This window comes from Streptomyces sp. NPDC026301 (assembly GCF_055567935.1).
Map to the genome: position 1 here is coordinate 76535 of NZ_JBVHPN010000004.1, position 19082 is coordinate 95616.

Here is a 19082-nt window from a genome sequence, read left to right on the forward strand (position 1 = left end):
GGGCGACGGCATGTGCAATCGCCACCGCTCTACGTGCAATGGCCACCGCTGTACGTGACCGGGCCGGGCTGAGCGCGCACCATGGAGGCATGGATGACGGCCGCGACATTGACCCCAGTGCGGACCTCACTGCGGACCCCAGTGCGGACCCCACTGCGGACCTCACTGCGGAGCTCAGCGCGCCGGCGCGGCTGGCAGCCCCCGCGGAGGGCATCAGCCTGGCGGAACTCGCGCTCGCGGCCCGCAATCACGGGCTGCCGCTGGAGGCCCTGCGCTACGACCTCACCCCGCCCGGGCTGCACTACGTACTGGTGCACTACGACATCCCCGCAGCCGATGCCCGCACGTGGAAGCTGACAGTGCGCGGCCGAGTACGTACCCCGCTGACCCTGGACATGGCCACCTTGCGGTCCTTCCCGGCCGTCACCCAACGGGTGACGATGGAGTGCGCCGGCAACGGCCGGGCCCGGCTCACGCCACGGCCCGTGAGCCAGCCGTGGCTGGTCGAGGCGGTCGGCACCGCCGAGTGGACCGGGGTACCGCTGCGCACGCTGCTCGACAGGGCGGGCGTGGAGCCGGACGCGGTCGAGGCCGTCTTCACCGGCGCCGATCACGGCATCGAGCGCGGCATCGAGCAGGACTACCAGCGAAGCCTGCCACTGGCGGACGCGACCGGCGGCGATCCGGAGGTGCTGGTGGCGTACGAAATGAACGGCGCGCCGCTGCCGCCACAGCACGGCTGTCCGCTGCGGCTGGTGGTCCCTGGCTGGTACGGCATGGCGCACGTGAAGTGGCTGCGGGACATCACCCTCGTCGACAGCCCGTTCACCGGATTCCAGCAGGACGTGGCCTACCGCTACCGGCAGGAGGCCGAAGAGCCTGGTGAGCCGGTCACCCGGATCGCCCCGCGGGCCCTGATGATCCCGCCCGGCTTCCCGGACTTCATGACGCGCACCCGCGTCGTACGCCCCGGCCCCGTGCGCCTGGAAGGCCGGGCCTGGTCCGGCCGCGCCCCGGTCACCAAGGTCGAGGTGAGCACGGACGACGGGCACTCCTGGCGTGACGCCTCCCTCGCGCCGCCGGACGGGCGCGACTGGGCCTGGCGGTACTGGCAGGCGCCCTGGACGGCCACGCCCGGCCGCCACGTACTCAGCGTCCGCGCCACCGACGCCTCGGGACATACTCAGCCCGTCACCCAGCCCTGGAACCGCGGCGGCTTCGGCAACAATCTCGTACAGCGGATTTCTGTGTGGTGTCTGGAGGACGGCCTCCGGAGATGACCTTCGGGACGGCTGAAATCTACTCTCCCCGCACCCGCTCCACGCCGCAGAGCGCCAGGAGGATTCCCGCGGCGAAACAGGCCACGCTGATCACTGTGCCGATGCGCATACCGTCGACGAAGTCGGGGGTCTGGGTGATCAGTGCGCCCAGCAGGGCCACGCCCACCGCGCTGCCGACCTGGCGGGCGGCGTTGAGTACGCCCGATGCCACCCCGGCCCGGTGGGCGGGCGCCGATTCGACGACCGCGGCGACCGCAGCCGGCATGGTGAAGGCGGTGCCGAAGCCGATGGCGGCCAGTGGCAGCACCAGTTCAAGGTACGGCGTTGACCGGCCCGCCAGCAGCAGCCCGACGAATCCCAACGCGCCCAGCCCGAGTCCCAGCAGCATCGGTTTGCGGGGCCCGGTGCGTGCCGTCATCCGACCGCCGAGCGTGGAGGCGACGGCCGCCATGGCGGTCTGCGGCAGGAGTGCGAGCCCTGCCCAGAGGACCGCGTAATGGCGGTACTGCTGGAAGTAGAAGCTGACGACGAACAGCTGACCGTAGAAGCCGATGTTCAGGAAGAGGCCGACGGCCGTGGCGCTGGAGAAGGTGGCGTCGCGGAACAGCCCGAGTGGCAGCATCGGGTCGGCGGTGCGCTTCTCCACCAGCAGGAAGCCCGCGCCGCAGAGTACGAAGAGGGCCAGCGAGGAGAGGACGAGCGGGTCCGTCCAGCCGGTGTGCCCCGCCTCGATGATGCCGAACGCCACCGCGACCAGCGCCAGGATGCCCAGTACCTGTCCGGGCAGGTCGAGTGCGGCGCCGCGCTTGCGCCGCGGTGCCACGACGTAACGTGCCGTCAGTACAAGTCCGAGGATGCCGAACGGCAGGTTCACGTAGAACACCGCCCGCCAGCCGAAGGCCGCGACCAGCAGACCGCCCAGTACCGGGCCGGAAGCCGCGGCCAGGCCGCCGATCCCGCCCCAGAGGCCGATCGCCTTGGCGCGGTCCTTCTTGTCCGCGTACGAAGCGTGGATCAGCGCCAGGGAAGTCGGTACGACGAGCGCCGCCGCCAGCCCCTGCAACAGCCGCATCACGACGAGGAACCACAGGGACGGCGCGAAGCCGCAGCCGGCCGAGGTGACGACGAACAACGCCAGCCCGGCCTGGAACGCGGAGCGGCTGCCGAGTTTGTCGCCGATGGATCCGGCGGACAGCAGCAGTCCGGCGAACGCAACGGTGTACCCGTCCGCCACCCACTGGACACCGGTGAGGTCACCGCCGGAACCGAATTCCTTCCCGATGGGAGGAAGGGCCACCGTGACGATCGTGGCGTCCAGTATGACCAGGAAAATGCCCATGCACAGGGCGATCAGGGGGAGTTGTGACGGGCGTCCGTACACCTGCCGAGCGGTGGTGGCGGATCCGGACTCGTGCACTTGTGCGTCCGGCACGTGGCACACCTTTCTCTGCTGCTCACTGTTGACGGGGCGTCAGGCGGCGGGCGTCAGGCATCGGACTCCCCGTCGGCCCGCTCACCGTAACCCCGTATTTCTTCGGTCCCGGCCGAAGCGTGCCGACATCGATGCCGCGGAGAATCGCATTACCTTCATCGCCGAGAATTTACTGATTCCATGCCGCGGGAAAACTTACATAGCGGCACACGCAGCAAACCGTCACTTTTCGCCTGGCGATTGCTTTCCGGTTGGCATTGCTCAACGTCTCTGTTTATCTTGTGTTATGAGTAGACCGTCAGGTCTCTCGACGGACCAGGTCTCTTCCAGGCTTCTTGATGTACGAGGGGGAAAGTCAAGCCGATGCGTGATCTCGCCGGCGACGCCAATTTCGTTGATCCCGCAGCATTGATCGGCGACAGGACCCGGGCCCGCATTCTTCTCGCGCTGCTCGACAAACGCTCGCTCCCCATGTCCATGCTGGCCTCCGAGGCCGGCGTGGCCCTGTCCACGATGAGCGGCCATCTCAGCCGGCTCGTGGACGGCAGGATGCTTCGCGTCCAGACGCAAGGGCGGCACCGCTACTACAGCCTGGCTTCTCCCGAGGTGGCCCGCGCCATCGAGTCCCTGGCCCGGCTGGCCCCGCCGTTCGAGCCGAAGTCGCTGCGCTCCGGCACCCGCGCCCGGGCGCTGCGCGTCGCCCGTACCTGCTACGACCACCTGGCCGGACATCTCGGCGTGGGCGTCATGCGGGCCTTGATCGACCGTGAGGCAGTGGTCGGCGGAGACGGCCGCCATGACCCGAACCGCGCAATACAGGACAAGCTCTCCTCCCGAGGTAAGGACCTCGAATACCGCGTCACCCCGCGAGGCTGGGACATGCTCGCTGAGATCGGCGTGACGCTCCCGGAAACCCGCAGGCCGGTCGTGCGCTACTGCGTGGACTGGACCGAGCAGTGCCACCATCTGTCAGGCGCTGTGGGTGCCGCGGTGCTGAACGCGTGCGTCGACCGCGGCTGGCTGGAACGCTCACCCAACAGCCGAGCACTCCGCATCCTTCCCGCCGGCGAAGCGGGCCTGCACTCCTGGCTGGGCCTGGACACCAGAAGCTTCACCCGGGCCTGACGGCCCCGCCTGCGGGTGTGGGCGACTCCGGCGAACTGCGGAGCCACGCTCCGTGCGAGTTTCACCGCGTCCGTGTAAGCCTCGGCACGCCTGGAGGAGCCGCGATGGCTTATGTGTACTGTGAAACTATGAGTGAGAGTGCATCCATGAGCGACCTTCTCCGTGACGCTCCGAGCAACTGGGGCAAGTGGGGGCCCGACGACGAGGTCGGTGCGCTGAATTATCTTGACGCGGCCGAGGTGCTGCGCGGCGCCGCCCATATCCGCTCCGGGCAGGTTTTTACCCTGCAGCGGCTGATCGGGGATCCGAAGGGGGATCCGGTGTGGCCGGGGCGCGCGCCCGCCGAGCGCACCATGGTCATGGACGAGTCGAGCTGGGACGGTCCGGACGCTCCGGCATCTCCCAGCGGGCTGCACTACGCCGACGACAAGATCGAGGCATTCCTGCAAGGGTCGACGCAGTACGACGCGCTCGGTCATGTCTGGTACGGCGGCCAGATCTGGAATGGATACGACGCGCGGACGACAGTCGGCGGTATGGACAAGGCCGGTGTCGAGCCGATCGCCGAACGCGGTGTGGTCGGCCGCGGAATTCTCCTCGACATGGCGCGCTTCCGCGGCAAGAAGAATTTGGACAAGGGTGAGCCCTTCACCCACGAGGACCTGGAAGCCTGCGCCGAGGCTCAGGGTGTCACCATCGAGCCGCGCGACATCCTGCTGGTCCGCACGAATTTTCTGCGGCTCTTCCATGAGCAGGGCGACGCGTTCTACGAGGACTTCTGCGAGCCCGGCCTGACGTACAGCCCGGAGCTGGTCCGGTGGTTCCAGGACAGGGAAATCCCCAACCTCGTCACGGACACCTTCGCCAACGAGCGCACTCGCGACCCCGAGACCGGCTTCGCCCTGTCGCTGCACTGCGCCCTGATGCGTAACCTCGGTATCGCCTTCACCGAGATCTGCGACCTGGAGAAGCTCGCCGCGAACTGTGCGGAGGACGGTCGGTACGCGTTCCTCTACACGGCGGCGCCCCTGAAGGTGCACCGCGGGACCGGCGCCCCCGTCAATCCTGTGGTGATCAAGTGAGCGCCTGGGCCGAGTAGATCCAGCGTTCCAGGCTGACGTGATACGTCGACGGCCCGATAACTCGGAAGAATGCCTAGTACGAAGTTTCTCCTTCGCGGTGAAGAGTGCTTGCGTTACTGCCTTTTCTCGGGCCGGCGTGGCACTCTTTGCTGGATCGTTGGGTCTGAGTCGTTGGGTCTGAGTCGTTGAGTCTGAGCCGTTCGGGACGTTGGTGTTGAGAGTGAATGTTTCGCTTCCTCCTGGCACGGAGTTCTTCGTGCCGGAGCTTCCCTCGGTGTTGCCCGTGGAGTGTCACGCGGACAGCGAGCGGATCGAGGAACAGTGCGGTGAGTGGGTCCGGCCGTATCTGACCGCCTACTTCGGGAAAGCGACGCTCGCAGAGCGCTATATCCGCCAGCGCATGCCTCTATGGGCCTGTGTGTTATCCGCATACGAAGGAAGACCGTGCCTTCACGCTTCCGAACCTGATGATTCCCTCCGGCATCGTCGACGATGCCTTCAGTCGTCCGGGCGTCCAGGAGAGTGTGCGGGCCGCCGCCCGCTTGCGGGACCGGTACCTCCGCGTGGTCGACGGGGAGCAGGCCGGAGATGACTTCCCGGCCGGGCGGATGCTGGGCGACGCGATGGCGTTGGCCATCCCGCAGATGACACCGGCCGTTGCTCGTCGCTACCGGGACGCCTACCGGGACATCCTGCACAGCGCGGTCCAGGAGGCCGAAGAGCGCAAGGACGGCAGCTTGCCGGACTTCGCGACGTACATGCAGGGGCGCCGGACCAACCTCTTCGGATACTGGGCGACCATCCAGACGGAGTTCGCGCTCGGCCTCGACCTCGGCCGGAAGCTCGACGAGAGCGAAGACCTCGCACTGGTACGTGACCTGACGATCGATCACATGGTCCTGGTGAACGACCTGTACTCCTTCCCCAAGGAGTACGACGCCAGGGAGGTCATGAATGCGGTGTGGATCTTCGTCGTACGGGAGGGTCGTGCGCTGCAGCAGGCCATCGACAGGCTCGCGGAGTTGATCGGTGAGGTGGAGGACGCTTTCGTCGCGGCCCGCCGGCGGATCGCCGAAGGGCCTCTGGCCGGGCGAGCGGACATCTCCCGCTACGTCACCGAACTTGGCCACCTGATCAGTGGCAACGTCTATTACCACCAGCGAACCACCCGGTACCACGGCGACGAGCACGGTGGTCAGCGCGTGGCCGCCACTCGCGTCGCCACGGTGCGCCGCCCAACGGTCCACTCCTAAGGCGCTGAGCTGTCAGGAGGGTGGCGTGGAGCGGGCTCGGGCTCGGCGTCGGTTACTGCCCGGGTATCGGGACGAGGCGGTAGCCGGAGGTGTCGGGGCGGACGAGGCCGGCGGTGGGCGGGGGGAAGTGGCTGCCGAGGACGAGTGTGTCGGTGCCGGCGAGGGATGCGAGCAGGTCGTGGCGGGTGGCCGCGGCGCGGGCCGGGTCGATGTCGACGCAGCTGCTCAGGTCGGGGCGGCTGAGCTGGACGGGGTGGTGGATGCAGTCGCCGGTGATCAGTGCCGACTGTCCGGCGTCGGTCAGCCGGACGGCGACCTGGCCGGGGGTGTGTCCAGGAGTGGGTACGAGGGTCACGCCGGGGGCGATCTCCGCGCCCGCGGCGGGGACGTCGATCGGGTCGAGCAGGCCGTGCTCGTGCACCGGGTGGACGGAATCGCGGAACATCTGCTGCCTCGGGGCGTCCAGTTCGGCGGCTGACCAGTACGCCCACTCGTCGCGCGCGACCAGATAACGCGCGTGGGGAAAGGTGGGGACCCATGCACCGTCGCGGTAACGGGTGTTCCAGCCGACGTGATCGGTGTGCAGGTGGGTGAGGACGACCAGGTCGATGGACTCGGGTGGGAAACCTGCCTGTTCGAGGCGGGCGAGGTAGTCCGTACGGAGGTGATTCCAGGCGGGGTTGGCGCGGTCCTTGCCGTTACCGATGCCGGTGTCGACGAGGATGCGCCGTCCACCCGCGCGCACGGCGAAGGAGTGGCTGGCGAGGCGCAGGCCGTTGTCGGGACGGGCGAAATCAGGGCGTAGCCAGGGGGCTGCGGCGACCACGTCCGGGGTGGCGTCGGGGAGCAGCCAGGGGCCGGTCTCCGGCGGGAGTTCGGTCTCGTCGATGCGGTGGACGGTGATGTCGCCGATGGTCCAAGTGGCGGGAGTAGGGGTGGGGGTGGGAGCGGGGGCAGCCATGAGGGTCCTTGAGGGCGAGAGGCGAGTGTGGGAGCCGGGAACCTTAAAGCACAGGCATTGCGTTAATGGTAGAAGAGGCAGGCCATTAAAGCAAATAGTTTGCGTTAGTGGTGGATGGCGGCCTACCGTCGGACTCACGACCACACTCACGAGCACTCATGACCACTCACGAAAGATGCGGATCAGCCATGGCCCTGACGCACGTTCCTCCGCTCCCTCCCCCCTCTCCCCTCCCTCCCCTTCCTGGTCATACTCCGCAGAGCGCCGCGGCGGCGGCCGAGCGCGCCGGGGTTCCGCTGCGCGGTGACCGGCATCCGGTCGTGGCCGCCACCGCCGACCACATCCTGAGCGTGGTCAGCCGCCTCCGGGAGCTCGACCTGGCGGACGTCCCGCCCGCCCCCTCCTACCGCGCCGACGAGCGGTGACGGCCGTGCAGCCCTACGAGCTCTCCCTCGCCGAGGCGGCCGACGCGATCGGCGGAGGCCACCTGTCCCCGGTGGACCTGACCGAATCCGTCCTGGCGCGCATCGAGGCGACCGAGCCGCTCGTGAACGCCTACGCGGCGGTCACGGCGGACTCGGCACGCGAGCAGGCCGGCGCTGCGGAGCGGGAGATAGCCGCGGGGCGGCGCCGCGGCCCGCTGCACGGCATACCCATGGCACTCAAGGACCTCATCGACACCGCGGGCGTGGTGACCGCGTCCGGTTCGGCCGTCCGCGCCGGCCGGGTACCGGACCGGGATGCCGCCGTCGCCGCGCGGCTGAAGCGGGCGGGCGCGGTGCTGCTGGGCAAGGCGCACACGCACGAGTTCGCCTACGGCCTGACGACGCCGCAGACCCGCAATCCGTGGGCGCCGGACCGGGTGCCGGGAGGTTCCAGCGGCGGATCGGCGGCCGCGGTGGCGGCCGGGTCGGCGACGTTCGCGCTGGGGACGGACACGGGCGGCTCGATCCGGGTGCCCGCCGCGCTGACCGGAGCGGTCGGTCTGAAGCCGACGTACGGATTGGTGCCGCGGGAAGGGGTGGCGGCGCTGTCCTGGTCGCTGGACCACGTCGGCCCGATCACGCGTACGGTGCGGGACGCCGGGTTGGTACTGGACGCGATCGCCGAGCGCGGCCCGGACGGACACGGACACGGGCACGGGTACGGATTCGGAGGGGACGGGTACGGGATACCGCGAGGCGTAGGCGGCGGGCTGGACGGTGTCCGCGTGGGCGTCCCCAGCGACTACTTCTTCGACCGCGTCGACCCGCAGGTGGAAGCCGCCGTGCGGGCCGCCCTGGACCGCATGGCCGACCTCGGGGCCCATCTGGTGGACGTGAAGATCCCGCTGCACCGCTACGTCCAGGCGGTCCAGTGGGGGCTGATGGTGCCCGAGGCGACCGCGTACCACGCCGAACAGTTGGGCCGGGCGCCCGAGCTGTACGGGGACGACGTACGGGTGTTGCTGGAAGCGGGGGCGCTGCTGCCCGCGGTCGACCACATACGTGCCCAGCGGGCCCGCACGCTGATGCGGCGGGAATGGGAGGGGCTGTTGGGGCAGGTGGACCTGATCGCGGCGCCGACCGTACCGGCGACCGCCGCGCAGGCCGGGCAGGAGGCGTTCGTCTGGCCGGACGGGACGGCGGAGGCGGTGGCCGACGCGTACGTACGGCTCTGCGCGCCCGCGAACATCACCGGGCTGCCGGCACTGTCGCTGCCGGTGGGACTCGACCTGCACGGATTGCCGATCGGTATGCAGTTGATCGGGCGGCCGTACGGCGAGGCCGCGCTGCTGGGCGCGGCGGGTGCGTACGAGAAGGAATGCGGGCCTGCGCCGCGGGCAGCGGTGGACGCCCACCTTGTAGCAAAGAAGTAGCGTTAACCTAGGAGAATGGGAGCAAAGCCGAGGAGCCGCCCGGGCGGGCGGAGCGCACGCGTTCAGGAGTCGGTGCACCGGGCCGTGCGCGAGCTGGAAGCCGAGGTGGGGCGTGCGGCGCTGACGGTGCCGCTGATCGCGGCGCGTGCCGAGGTCACCCCCTCGACGATCTACCGGCGCTGGGGGGACCTGCAGGAACTGCTGTCCGATGTGGCGGTGGAGCGGTTGCGCCCGGACGGGCCGCCCGCCGACCGCGGCAGCCTGGCCACGGACCTGGAGACCTGGGCGGCGGAGTGGCTGGAGGAGATGTCCTCGGCGGCCGGCCGCGCCTACATTCAGGACGCGCTGGCCGGTGACCGGGAGGGCGGTAACGCCGGGCAGTGCTCGGCATACGCCGTCGAGCAGGTCGCCGTGCTCCTCGACCGTGCCGCCGAGCGGGGCGAGCCGGCGCCCGACGTGGACACGGTCCTCGACCATCTGGTGGCGCCGATGATGTACCGCATCCTCTTCCGCCCGGGGCTGCTGGACGCCGAGTACGCCCAAGGACTCGCCCGTACCGTTCTCACCCGCTTCCCGACCGACGAAGCGGGCTGACGATTTCCGGCGGCCCGGCGGCCAAGCGGCTAGGCGAGCCGGGCCGAGCGGGCGGGCTCCCCAGGGCGCCGCGGGCGACCTCGGACTCCACCTCGTCCCACACCGGGTCGTCGTCGGGCATCGGCGCGAACTCCCGGCAGATGACCGGGTGCCAGGGATACGGTGCGGTCGTCTCCAGGCGCGCCGTCAGCAGCACCTCGGGATACGGCCGGATTCCCTCAGGCGCCGCCCGTACCGCCACCCGTACCCGTGCCCGTGGCGTTCTCCAGGCGCAGGCCTAGGCGTAGGCCCGGGCGCAGCAGGCCGATCCATCGCTCAGAAACAACAGCGCCTCTCGGCCGTTCGAAACATTGTGCGGCGTGGAGGGGGGCCTGGGGTGCTCGGCTTTGGGGGCCAGGTCGGCGGGGTTCGTCGCCTGGATGCTCAGCCCTCGTCCGCCGCTGGTCCGGCTGCCCTGGGAGTGGTCTCGCTGATGATGCCGGCGAGGCGGTGCAGCTGTGCGGCGAGTACGTGCCGCTCCTGCGGAGTGAACTGCGACAGGGCCGCGTACTGGCGTGCGCGCAGCTGGGCCTGCATGACTGCGAGGTGTTCGGCGCCTTCCTGGGTGAGGCGGATGAGGACCTGGCGCTCGTCGTGCGGTGAGCGGCGTCTGGTGACCACGCTTTTGCCCTCCAGTTGCTTGAGCATGCGGGTGGCCGTGGGCACGCTGACCTCGGCTCGAGCGGCCAGGCGGCCGACGGGCAGGCCCTCACCGTCGGCGTCCTCGGCCAGGGGGGCGAGCAGGGCCAGCTGCGCCATGGACAGGCCGGCGGCGGACTGGCCGACGGTGGCGGACCGCGAGCGTCGCATCGCGTAGAAGAGCCGGTCGGCGGCCTGGGCCAGATCTTCGACGCCGGGCTCCACGGGCAGGTCGGGGGCGTTGCCGGTCTCGGGTTTGCCTGCATCTCGCATGACTGTTAGCTTACTAAACGAATGTTGTTAGCAAGCTAAGCATTAGGGAGCGAAGCAATATGTCTTTCGCCGCTCGCATCGACGTCCACCAGCACATCGTTCCGCCGGTTTGGGCCAAGATCCTCGCCGCACAGGGCCTCGACTCCGGCGGCTGGGCCATCCCGGACTGGAGCCCGAAGAGCGCCATCGCGATGATGGACGAGCAGGGCATCGCCACCGGCGTTCTGTCCGTCACCGCTCCCGGCGTCCATCTCGGCGACGACGTGCAGGCCCGGGATCTCGCCCGTGCCGTGAACGAGTACGGCGCCGAGGTCGTCAAGGACCACCCCGACCGCTTCGGCCATTTCGCCAGCATCCCGCTGCCCGATGCCGACGCCGCCGTGGCGGAGGCCGTCCACGCGCTGGACAACCTGCACGCCGACGGCGTCGTACTGATGTCCAACGCCCGCGGCCGCTACCTCGGCGATCCCGACTTCGAACCGCTGTGGGCCGAGCTCGACCGCCGAGGCGCAAACGTCTTTATCCACCCCGCACAGCCCCCGATGGACCTGCTCCCGGGCACCCCAGCCCCGCTCGCCGACTACGTCTTCGACACCACTCGCAGCGCCCTCAACCTGGTACTGAACGGCGTCATGAACCGCTACCCGAACGTGCGGGTGATCCTCTCCCACGGCGGCGGCTTCCTCCCCTACGCCGCGTACCGCTTCACCGGCCTGACCTCCACCGTCGTCGACCGCGAGCGCAAGGCCGAGGACATCCTGCGCGACCTGAAGCGGTTCTACTTCGACACCGCCCTGTCCGCCAGTCCCAGCGCCCTACCCGCCCTCCTCGCCTTCGCCGAACCCGGCCACGTCCTCTACGGCAGTGACTGGCCCTTCGCCCCGCAGGAGGCCGGGAGCTACTACAACCACTACCTGGAGACCTACCCCGACTACGCCCCGGGCCAGGCCGACGCCATCAACCGCAAGAACGCCGAGATCCTCTTCCCCCGCCTCGCCCGCTGACCCCACGGACCCTACTGACCCCACCGGCAGGGCACTGCGAAACCGCCGCGGGCCGCGACTCTGTCCGTAACTCCTGCGATAGATCCCAGGGTTGGACGCAGCCGTCCTCGGGTCATGGCAGCAGGCGCTGTTCCTTCGCTACTGCCACCGCTCCGGCCCGGGTGTCCACGCCGAGTTTGCCGTAGATGCGGCCCAGGTGGGTTTTCACCGTTGCCTCGCTGATGAACAGGGCCTTGGCGATGTCGCGGTTGCCCAGGCCCTGGGCGAGCTGGGTGAGGATGTCCCGTTCGCGGTCGGTGAGGGTGGGGCGGGGTGTGCGCATGTTGGCCATCACGCGGCTGGCGACCGGGGGCGAGAGCGTCGTGCGGCCCTGGGCCGCGGCGTGGATCGCGGCGAAGAGTTCCTCGGGGCGTTCGGCCTTGAGGAGGTAACCGGTCGCGCCCGCCTCGATGGCGCGGGTGATGTCCGCGTCCGTGTCGTACGTGGTCAGGACCAGTACATGAGGGGGCTGGGGAGACTGGGGGGATTGACCCGTGGCGGTGAGGCGGCGGGTGGTTTCCACGCCGTCGATGCCGGCGCCGAGCTGAAGGTCCATGAGGACGACATCGGGGTGGAGCTTCGCGGCGAGGGCGAGTACCTCCTCGCCGGTGCCCGCCTCCCCGACGACCTCGATGTCCGGGGCGCTGTCCAGCAGGGCCAGGAGGCCGGCCCGTACGACCACGTGGTCATCGCAGAGGAGGATGCGTACGGGGGGCCGTTCCGGGGCCGTGGGCGCGGTCGGCGTGGTGGGGGTCGGGGGTGGAGGCGGGGGCGTCGTCACTGTGGCTGCTCCAGGGAAAGCGAGGGCCGCTCCAGAGGAATCGCGGCGGTCAGTACGGCGCCTTCGCCGGGGGCCGACTCGACGGTGAGGGTGCCGCCGAGCTGCTGGACCCGGGCGCGGATCGCCGGGATGCCGTGGCCGCGTACTCCGGTGGGCGCGTCGGGTAGCACCGCCGGGTCGAAGCCGCGGCCGTCGTCGGCGACGTCCAGGACGACCTGGTCGTCGAGGGTGGTGAGGGTGAGCGCTGCGGTGGTCGCGCCGGAGTGTTCGCGTACGTTGGCCAGGGCGCCCTGTGCGATACGGAGCAGCGCCGACTGCACCAGGTCGGGCAGCGGGGTACCGGTGGGGTCGTCGATGTGGACGCGGACCGCGAGGCGATCGTGGCTCTCGCGGCCGGCAAGGGCGCGCAGGGCTTCAGGGAGGCCGCCTTCGGAGAGGTCGGCGGGGGCCAGGTCGTGGACGAAGCGGCGGGCTTCGGCGAGGTTGTGCTCGGCGATCGACGCGGCGGTACGGACGTGGCCGCGGGCCTTGGGCGGGTCGGCGTCCCAGGTGCGCTCGGCGGCCTGGAGCAGCATCCGCTGGCTGGACAGGCCCTGGGCGAGGGAGTCGTGGATCTCCATGGACAGGCGCTGGCGTTCGGCGAGGGTGCCTTCGCGGCGTTCGGTGGCGGCCAGTTCGCGGCGGGTGCGGACCAGGTCGTCGATCAGGACGCGCTGCCGGGCCGCCTGCCGCTGCATGTACATGAAGATCGCGGTCGCGAAGGTGGCGACGGCGGCCGGGCCGATCACCAGGTCCAGGTCGAAGCGGCGAGCCAGGGTGAGCTGCGCGATGATCACGAAGACGGTGAGAACGGCGACCAGGACGTACGCGGCCAGCGGCGGCAGGGTGCGCAGCGCCGCGTAGAACAGGGGGACCGCGACCCAGGCGAAGCTCGGGGCGAGGTCGACCAGTACCGCCCACACCACGACGACCGCGCCCAGCCACACCAGGCGGCGGGCCGGCGGCCATGGCGCCCGGGCGCCGGGCGGCAGCTGGGGGATGGCCGGGGCGCCCCGGCCGGGCCCGGTCACGTACAGCCCGGTCACGTAAAGCCCCGCCACATACAGCGCGGCCAGTACCACCGCCAGCGCGATCACCCAGGGCGCGATCACCCAGGGCGCGGGCGCCTCGCCGCCGTGCCGCTGGATGAACCGGGCCATGGACGCCCCGAGCAGCAGAAAGAAGGTCACGTGCATGACGGTCGCCAGCCGGCGGGCGTCAGGATCGTCGTCGCGGGGCTGCGACTGCCCACCTGCGTGCACTGTGTACCGCCTTCCTGACCGGCCGGACCAAGCTGTCCATCCCGCTGTCCATCCCACTGAGCTGGCGGAACATTCCCATTGTCCGCCGGGTGGGCAGGGGCGGGGTCATCCGATCGGTTGACCCCGATGTCCACCGTCCCGCGCGCCGTATGCAGCCGGTACGACGACGGGGAGCAGGGGGATGCCGCCCCAGGATGGATCTCAGAGCCGGACAGCACGGACACGTACCGGCACCGGCACCGGTCCCGGCCCCGGAACCGGCCCCGAGAATCTTAGGAGTTGGCACCCATGAAGCACGTCAAGCACGGCATGAACGATCACGACGTCAAGCAGGTCTCGAAGCGCGTCCGCGTCATCAGCGGCGGTGCCCTCGCCGCCGCCCTCGTCCTCGGCGGTGTCGGCGCCTGGTCGGCGAGCGCCTCCTCGGCGGCCCCGGCGGCCGTCAAGGCCGGCGCGCAGAGTGACAACGCCACGTCGACCGACAAGCTCATGCAGTCGACCCATCTGACCGTCGCGGCCGCCACCGACGCCGCCGAGGCCGTCCTCGACGCCGCGAAGAAGGAGAACCAGCGCGTCTCCGTCGCCGTCGTGGACCGCAACGGCAACACCATCGTCGAGCTGCGCGGCGACGGCGCGGGCCCGCAGTCCTACGAGTCGGCCGTGAAGAAGGCGTACACCGCCGTCTCCTGGAACGCCCCGACCTCCGAGCTGGTCAAGCGCCTGGAGAAGGCCCCGACGCTGAAGGACATCCCCGGCACCCTGTTCCTCGCGGGTGGCGCCCCGGTCAGCGCCAAGGGCGCGCCGGTCGCCGGTATCGGTGTCGCCGGTGCCCCGTCCGGCGACCTGGACGAGAAGTTCGCCCGGGCCGGCGTCACCGAGCTCGGGAAGCTCGGCGGGTAATCCTCCCGCGGGGGAGCGGCCACTGGGTAGCGCGGTCCTGTGACGGGGCGGCCTTCGATGGCCGGTCGGCGGCGGAGAAAACGCGTTGTCCCGGCCGGGCGATGCGCACTAAAGTCCCTCGGGTGACTGCCGGGTCGGCCGTGGGCCAAGTACGAGTGACGCGCCCGGCTTTGGCGTGAGCGCGTGGCGGGCAAGAGCCCCGCCCCTCTCTCCGCGTCTTCTCCCGGCGCCCGCACGTGGCGCCCCACCCCAGTGGCCCCAAGACCCGGAGACTCCTCACCCATGCCGTACAACCAGCAGAACTCACCCTCCCACTCCCACTCGCCCTCCCGCGAATCCGAGCCGCCGACGGCCAGCGACCAGACCACCGACCAGACCACCGACCAGACCACCGACCAGACCACCATCCAGCTCAACCACACCGTCGTCTACGCCAGCGACCGGCAGCTGTCGGCCGAGTTCCTCGCTGGGATCCTCGGGCTGGAGGTCGGTGCTCCGTTCGGGCCGTTCCTGCCCGTCGACCTGGGCAACGGCGTGACGCTCGACTACTACGAGAAGCGGGACGAGCCGATCCAGTCGCAGCACTACGCCTTCCTCGTGCCCGACGCGCAGTTCGACGCCATGATCGCCCGCCTGGAGGCGGTCGGGGTGACCTACCACGCCGACCCCAGCCATACGGAACCGGGCCGGACCAACGGATTGTTCGGCGGTCGTGGCGCGTACTTCGCCGACCCCGACGGCCACAACATGGAGATCCTGACCCGGCCCTACGTCCGCCCCTAGCGAGCCGCCTCGCGGCGATCCTTTCGGGTTCCCGGGGGCCGTGCGAGAGACGATGAGCGGGATACCCGCATGTCGAACGTCGTTTTCCGCCGGCCCCCGACAGGAAGAGCGCACCAATGACCGGCACTGAGGCCGAGCACCAGCCACAGCCCCAGTCCCACCTCCGGCCGCAGCAGGAGGCCGCCCGCCGGCGCCGCTGGCGGGCCTGGCTGCTCGAAGGGCTGAGTGAGCAGACCGCACGCCACCCGGGCCCCCACGGCACCCCGCCCGCCGAGCACAAGGGCCACCGGTGGTGGCGGGTGATGTGCCTGACCGGTGTGGACTACTTCTCCACCCTCGGCTATCAGCCCGGCATCGCCGCGCTGGCGGCCGGGCTGCTCTCGCCGCTGGCGACCCTGGTCCTGATCGCGCTCACGTTGCTCGGGGCGCTGCCGGTGTACCGCCGGGTCGCCAAGGAGAGCCCGCACGGCGAGGGCTCGATCGCGATGCTGGAGCGGCTGCTGCCCTGGTGGGCGGGGAAGCTCTTCGTCCTGGTACTCCTGGGTTTCGCGGCCACCGACTTCATGATCACGATCACGCTGTCGGCGGCGGACGCCTCGGCGCACGCCGTGGAGAACCCGTTCGCCCCGCACTGGCTGCGCGGCGAGAACATCTGGATCACCCTCGTCCTGATCGCCGCGCTGGCCGCGGTCTTCCTCAAGGGCTTCCGTGAGGCGATCGGCGTCGCCGTCGTCCTCGTCGGCTGCTACCTCACCCTCAACCTCGTCGTCATCGCCGCCTCCGCCTGGCAGGTCCTCAGCCACCCGGCGAAGATCGGCGACTGGACGGACGCGCTGGCCGCCGGCCATTCCTCACCGCTCGGCATGATCGGCGTGGCGCTGCTGGTCTTCCCCAAACTGGCACTGGGCATGTCCGGGTTCGAGACCGGTGTCGCGGTGATGCCGCAGGTCCGCGGCGATGCCGGCGACACGTACGAGAAGCCCGTCGGCCGCATCCGCGACACGCGGAAGCTGCTGACGGTCGCCGCCGTGATCATGAGCTGCTTCCTGCTGCTCTCCAGCCTCGCGACGACCATCCTGATCCCGCAGAAGGAGTTCGAGAGCGGCGGCTCGGCCAACGGCCGGGCGCTCGCCTACCTCGCCCATGAACGCCTGGGTGAGGTGTTCGGCACGGTGTACGACGTCTCGACCATCGCCATCCTCTGGTTCGCCGGCGCCTCCGCGCTGGCCGGGCTGCTCAACCTCGTACCGCGCTATCTGCCCCGGTACGGCATGGCCCCGGAGTGGACGCGCGCCGTGCGCCCGCTGGTGCTGGTCTTCCTGGCGATCGCGGTCTTCATCACCGTGTGGTTCAACGCCAGCGTGGACGACCAGAGCGGCGCGTACGCCACCGGCGTGCTGGTGCTGATGCTCTCGGCGTCCTTCGCCTCCGCCGTCGCGGCGCGGCACACCGGTCACCGGTATGCGATGTACGGTTTCGCGGCCATCACCGCCGTCATGGCCTACACGCTGGTCACCAACGTCGTCGAACGCCCCGACGGCATCAAGATCGCCTCGCTCTTCATCATCGGCATCCTGCTCACCTCCTTCGCCTCCCGCCTCCACCGCGCCTTCGAACTGCGCGCCGTGGACGTCACCTTCGACGAAGCCGCCGCCCGGCTGATCGACGAGGCCGCCCGCTCGGGCCCGCTGCGCGTGATCGCCAATGATCCGGACGAACGCAGCGCGGCGGAGTACCGCACCAAGGAGTACAGCCAGCGCGAGGAGACCCACATCCCCGGCGGCCGGCCCGTCCTCTTCCTGGAAGTCTTCGTACAGGACTCCTCCGACTTCACCGCCGACCTGGCCGTGCACGGGGAGGAGGCGTACGGCGTACGGAGGCTGCGGGTGGAGGGCCCCGTGGTGCCCAACACGATCGCCGCCGTACTGATGGAGCTGCGCGACCGTACCGGGCGGATCCCGCACGCCTACTTCACCTGGACCGAGGGCCACCCGGTCGGTCACCTGCTGCGCTTCCTCGTCTTCGGCGAGGGCGAGGTCGCCCCGGTCACCCGCGAGGTCCTCCGCCGCGCGGAACCCGACCCGAAGCGCCGGCCGCGCGTGCACGTCGGCTGAGACGAAAGCTGCGCCCTAAGGGCGTTGGGCCGCGGGCAGTACTGCCTGGACGTGGGCGGCCAGGCGGGCCCGGATGTCGTGCGGTGTGCGGTGTTCCGTCTCGGTCAGGTGGGTGATCAGGTCGGCGCGGACGGCGGACAGCAGTGCGTGCGCGAGGAACGCGGCGTCGTCGGGGGCGGTCAGCTGCTCCAGGCTTTCGCGCAGGACCGTGTGCCACCAGGTGTAGCTCGGGCTGCGGTAGGGGCTGGCCGTGCCGGCCTCCTCCAGTGCCAGGTAGAGGCCGCGGTTGTCGAGCTTGAAGTGGGCCAGGGCGTCGAGTACCGCCGGGACGCGCTCGTGCGGGGGAGCCGTGGGACCCAACGGAGCGGGGCCTTCGGTGATGGCCTGGCGCAGCGGGGCGGAGCGACGTTCGGCGAGGGCCTGGAGGAGGCCGGTGCGGTCGGTGAAGGCGCGGAAGACGGTGCCCTTGCCGACGCCCGCGGCCGCTGCGACGGCGTTCATGCTCACACCTTCGGCACCTGAGCGGGCGAACAGGGCCTCGGCGGCGTCCAGTACGGCTTCGCGGCTGCGTACGGCGTCGGCGCGCTGCCTTGGTTCCGGCATCGGTGATCTCTCCTTGCCCTCTCCTTGTTAAACGGACCGCCGGTCCGTATCGTTAAAAGCGGACCGCCGGTCCGTATCGTAGCGGCCTGCCGCGCGCGCCAGCGTCCAGGACCCCTGCGCCGACGAAGCAGATGAAGGAGAGCGGCATGGCCCCTCATGGCACGTACTACCCGTACTACCTGGTCACCGGCGCGACCGGGAACACCGGCACGCGCCTCACGGCCCGGCTGGTACGGGACGGACACCCGGTCAAGGCCGCCGGTCGCAAGGCGGCGCCCGTCGCCGGTGCCGAGCCGGCGGCCTTCGACTGGTTCGACCGCTCCACCCACGACGCGGTACTGGAAGGAGTGCGGGCCGTCTACCTCGTGCCGCCCGTCGGGGCGGCCGACCCCGCCGCCGTGATGCTGCCCTTCCTCGACCGCGCCCGCCGCGCAGGAGTACGGCGGGCGGTCCTGCTCAGCTCCTCCCGGATTCCCGCCGGCGGGCCCGCTACAGGGGTCGTCCACCAGGCGCTGCCGGACCTTTTCGAGGAGTGGGCCGTGCTGCGCCCGTCGTGGTTCATGCAGAACTTCACCGGCCGTCACCAACACGCCGACAGCATCCGCGCCGAAGGCCGCATCACGACGGCCACGGGGCAGGGGCGGGTGGCGTTCGTCGACGCCGACGACATCGCCGCCGTCGCCGCCCACGCGCTGACCGACCCCGTACCCCACAACACCGACTGGGTCCTCACCGGACCGCAGGCCCTCAGCTACGACGAGGTCGCCGCCGTGCTCTCGGAGGTCACCGGCCGCCGCGTGCGCCACGAGTCCGTGACCGAGGAGCAGATGATCGCGCGGTACCTGCGGGAAGTGCCCGAGGACTTCGCGACGATGCTCGCGCGCATGGACACCCTGATCGCCGAGGGTGCCGAAGACAGGACCACGGACGCCGTCGAGCACGTCACCGGCCACCGCCCGCGCTCCTTCGCGGAACATGCCGGGCAGGTCCTCATCGCCTCCGCGGTTAGCCGCAGTTAGCC

At 70.3% G+C, this 19082-nt stretch carries 17 protein-coding genes; 11 read left to right on the plus strand and 6 right to left on the minus strand.

Annotation, left to right across the window (positions count from 1 at the left end; translation table 11 throughout):
• Positions 1-89 precede the first annotated feature (89 nt).
• Positions 90-1280, plus strand: coding sequence for a sulfite oxidase (locus ACZ4MH_RS08230; protein ID WP_351589136.1), 1191 nt, complete (start codon positions 90-92; stop codon positions 1278-1280).
• Positions 1281-1299: 19 nt separating this feature from the next.
• On the opposite strand, the gene ACZ4MH_RS08235 is transcribed toward ACZ4MH_RS08230, so the two are convergent.
• The gene (locus ACZ4MH_RS08235; RefSeq protein ID WP_351589133.1) at positions 1300-2712 is read right to left on the minus strand and encodes an MFS transporter; all 1413 of its coding nucleotides are present in this window, start codon (positions 2710-2712) and stop codon (positions 1300-1302) included.
• Between the two features lie 363 nt (positions 2713-3075).
• On the opposite strand from ACZ4MH_RS08235, the gene ACZ4MH_RS08240 reads away from it, so the two are divergent.
• The 3 genes from ACZ4MH_RS08240 (at position 3076) to ACZ4MH_RS08250 (ending at position 6172) form a co-directional block, all read left to right on the plus strand.
• The gene (locus ACZ4MH_RS08240; RefSeq protein WP_351589131.1) at positions 3076-3837 is read left to right on the plus strand and encodes an ArsR/SmtB family transcription factor; all 762 of its coding nucleotides are present in this window, start codon (positions 3076-3078) and stop codon (positions 3835-3837) included.
• A gap of 146 nt (positions 3838-3983) precedes the next feature.
• On the plus strand, positions 3984-4919 hold the full coding sequence (locus ACZ4MH_RS08245; RefSeq protein WP_351589129.1) for a cyclase family protein: 936 nt from the start codon (positions 3984-3986) through the stop codon (positions 4917-4919).
• 467 nt (positions 4920-5386) lie between these two features.
• The gene (locus ACZ4MH_RS08250; protein ID WP_351589126.1) at positions 5387-6172 is read left to right on the plus strand and encodes a terpene synthase family protein; all 786 of its coding nucleotides are present in this window, start codon (positions 5387-5389) and stop codon (positions 6170-6172) included.
• A 52-nt stretch (positions 6173-6224) separates the two neighbouring features.
• Here the strand turns inward: ACZ4MH_RS08250 and ACZ4MH_RS08255 are convergent, their stop codons facing one another.
• A complete protein-coding gene (locus ACZ4MH_RS08255; RefSeq protein WP_351589123.1) occupies positions 6225-7133 on the minus strand; it encodes an MBL fold metallo-hydrolase in 909 nt (302 codons plus the stop codon).
• 430 nt (positions 7134-7563) lie between these two features.
• Here ACZ4MH_RS08255 and ACZ4MH_RS08260 point away from each other — a divergent pair, with 430 nt between their 5' ends.
• Together ACZ4MH_RS08260 and ACZ4MH_RS08265 are read left to right on the plus strand one after the other, a co-directional pair.
• A complete protein-coding gene (locus ACZ4MH_RS08260; protein ID WP_351589117.1) occupies positions 7564-8991 on the plus strand; it encodes an amidase in 1428 nt (475 codons plus the stop codon).
• Between the two features lie 15 nt (positions 8992-9006).
• A complete protein-coding gene (locus tag ACZ4MH_RS08265) occupies positions 9007-9585 on the plus strand; it encodes a TetR/AcrR family transcriptional regulator (protein WP_351589114.1) in 579 nt (192 codons plus the stop codon).
• A gap of 423 nt (positions 9586-10008) precedes the next feature.
• On the opposite strand, the gene ACZ4MH_RS08270 is transcribed toward ACZ4MH_RS08265, so the two are convergent.
• Positions 10009-10536: a transcriptional regulator, SarA/Rot family gene (locus ACZ4MH_RS08270; RefSeq protein WP_351589111.1), complete on the minus strand. Its 528-nt coding sequence runs from the start codon at positions 10534-10536 to the stop codon at positions 10009-10011.
• A 59-nt stretch (positions 10537-10595) separates the two neighbouring features.
• On the opposite strand from ACZ4MH_RS08270, the gene ACZ4MH_RS08275 reads away from it, so the two are divergent.
• Positions 10596-11540 (plus strand): amidohydrolase family protein, encoded by a 945-nt coding sequence (locus ACZ4MH_RS08275; protein WP_351589109.1) that lies wholly within the window; start codon positions 10596-10598, stop codon positions 11538-11540.
• A gap of 112 nt (positions 11541-11652) precedes the next feature.
• Here the strand turns inward: ACZ4MH_RS08275 and ACZ4MH_RS08280 are convergent, their stop codons facing one another.
• Together ACZ4MH_RS08280 and ACZ4MH_RS08285 are read right to left on the minus strand one after the other, a co-directional pair.
• Complete coding sequence (locus ACZ4MH_RS08280; protein WP_351589260.1) at positions 11653-12282, minus strand: response regulator transcription factor; 630 nt, start codon at positions 12280-12282, stop codon at positions 11653-11655.
• 74 nt (positions 12283-12356) lie between these two features.
• Complete coding sequence (locus tag ACZ4MH_RS08285; RefSeq protein ID WP_351589257.1) at positions 12357-13595, minus strand: sensor histidine kinase; 1239 nt, start codon at positions 13593-13595, stop codon at positions 12357-12359.
• Between the two features lie 354 nt (positions 13596-13949).
• Here ACZ4MH_RS08285 and ACZ4MH_RS08290 point away from each other — a divergent pair, with 354 nt between their 5' ends.
• The 3 genes from ACZ4MH_RS08290 (at position 13950) to ACZ4MH_RS08300 (ending at position 17458) form a co-directional block, all read left to right on the plus strand.
• A complete protein-coding gene (locus ACZ4MH_RS08290; protein WP_351589106.1) occupies positions 13950-14561 on the plus strand; it encodes a GlcG/HbpS family heme-binding protein in 612 nt (203 codons plus the stop codon).
• Between the two features lie 282 nt (positions 14562-14843).
• Entirely contained in the window at positions 14844-15344 is a 501-nt protein-coding gene (locus ACZ4MH_RS08295) for a VOC family protein (protein ID WP_351589103.1), read from the plus strand.
• A 116-nt stretch (positions 15345-15460) separates the two neighbouring features.
• Positions 15461-17458, plus strand: a complete 1998-nt coding sequence (locus tag ACZ4MH_RS08300; RefSeq protein ID WP_351589100.1) for an APC family permease — start codon at positions 15461-15463, stop codon at positions 17456-17458.
• Positions 17459-17473: 15 nt separating this feature from the next.
• On the opposite strand, the gene ACZ4MH_RS08305 is transcribed toward ACZ4MH_RS08300, so the two are convergent.
• Entirely contained in the window at positions 17474-18061 is a 588-nt protein-coding gene (locus tag ACZ4MH_RS08305; protein WP_351589097.1) for a TetR/AcrR family transcriptional regulator, read from the minus strand.
• 146 nt (positions 18062-18207) lie between these two features.
• Between ACZ4MH_RS08305 and ACZ4MH_RS08310 the strand changes: the two genes are divergently transcribed.
• The gene (locus ACZ4MH_RS08310; protein WP_351589094.1) at positions 18208-19080 is read left to right on the plus strand and encodes an ergot alkaloid biosynthesis protein; all 873 of its coding nucleotides are present in this window, start codon (positions 18208-18210) and stop codon (positions 19078-19080) included.
• The last annotated feature ends 2 nt before the right edge of the window (positions 19081-19082 follow it).

Coding starts and splice junctions, on each gene's coding strand:
- ACZ4MH_RS08230 (WP_351589136.1), top strand. CDS start 90: ATGGATGACGGCCGCGACATTGACCCCAGTGCGGACCTCACTGCGGAC.
- ACZ4MH_RS08240 (WP_351589131.1), top strand. CDS start 3,076: ATGCGTGATCTCGCCGGCGACGCCAATTTCGTTGATCCCGCAGCATTG.
- ACZ4MH_RS08295 (WP_351589103.1), top strand. CDS start 14,844: ATGCCGTACAACCAGCAGAACTCACCCTCCCACTCCCACTCGCCCTCC.
- ACZ4MH_RS08300 (WP_351589100.1), top strand. CDS start 15,461: ATGACCGGCACTGAGGCCGAGCACCAGCCACAGCCCCAGTCCCACCTC.
- ACZ4MH_RS08275 (WP_351589109.1), top strand. CDS start 10,596: ATGTCTTTCGCCGCTCGCATCGACGTCCACCAGCACATCGTTCCGCCG.
- ACZ4MH_RS08285 (WP_351589257.1), bottom strand. CDS start 13,595: ATGCACGTGACCTTCTTTCTGCTGCTCGGGGCGTCCATGGCCCGGTTC.
- ACZ4MH_RS08250 (WP_351589126.1), top strand. CDS start 5,387: ATGATTCCCTCCGGCATCGTCGACGATGCCTTCAGTCGTCCGGGCGTC.
- ACZ4MH_RS08310 (WP_351589094.1), top strand. CDS start 18,208: ATGGCCCCTCATGGCACGTACTACCCGTACTACCTGGTCACCGGCGCG.
- ACZ4MH_RS08305 (WP_351589097.1), bottom strand. CDS start 18,061: ATGCCGGAACCAAGGCAGCGCGCCGACGCCGTACGCAGCCGCGAAGCC.
- ACZ4MH_RS08255 (WP_351589123.1), bottom strand. CDS start 7,133: ATGGCTGCCCCCGCTCCCACCCCCACCCCTACTCCCGCCACTTGGACC.
- ACZ4MH_RS08265 (WP_351589114.1), top strand. CDS start 9,007: ATGGGAGCAAAGCCGAGGAGCCGCCCGGGCGGGCGGAGCGCACGCGTT.
- ACZ4MH_RS08270 (WP_351589111.1), bottom strand. CDS start 10,536: ATGCGAGATGCAGGCAAACCCGAGACCGGCAACGCCCCCGACCTGCCC.
- ACZ4MH_RS08290 (WP_351589106.1), top strand. CDS start 13,950: ATGAAGCACGTCAAGCACGGCATGAACGATCACGACGTCAAGCAGGTC.
- ACZ4MH_RS08245 (WP_351589129.1), top strand. CDS start 3,984: ATGAGCGACCTTCTCCGTGACGCTCCGAGCAACTGGGGCAAGTGGGGG.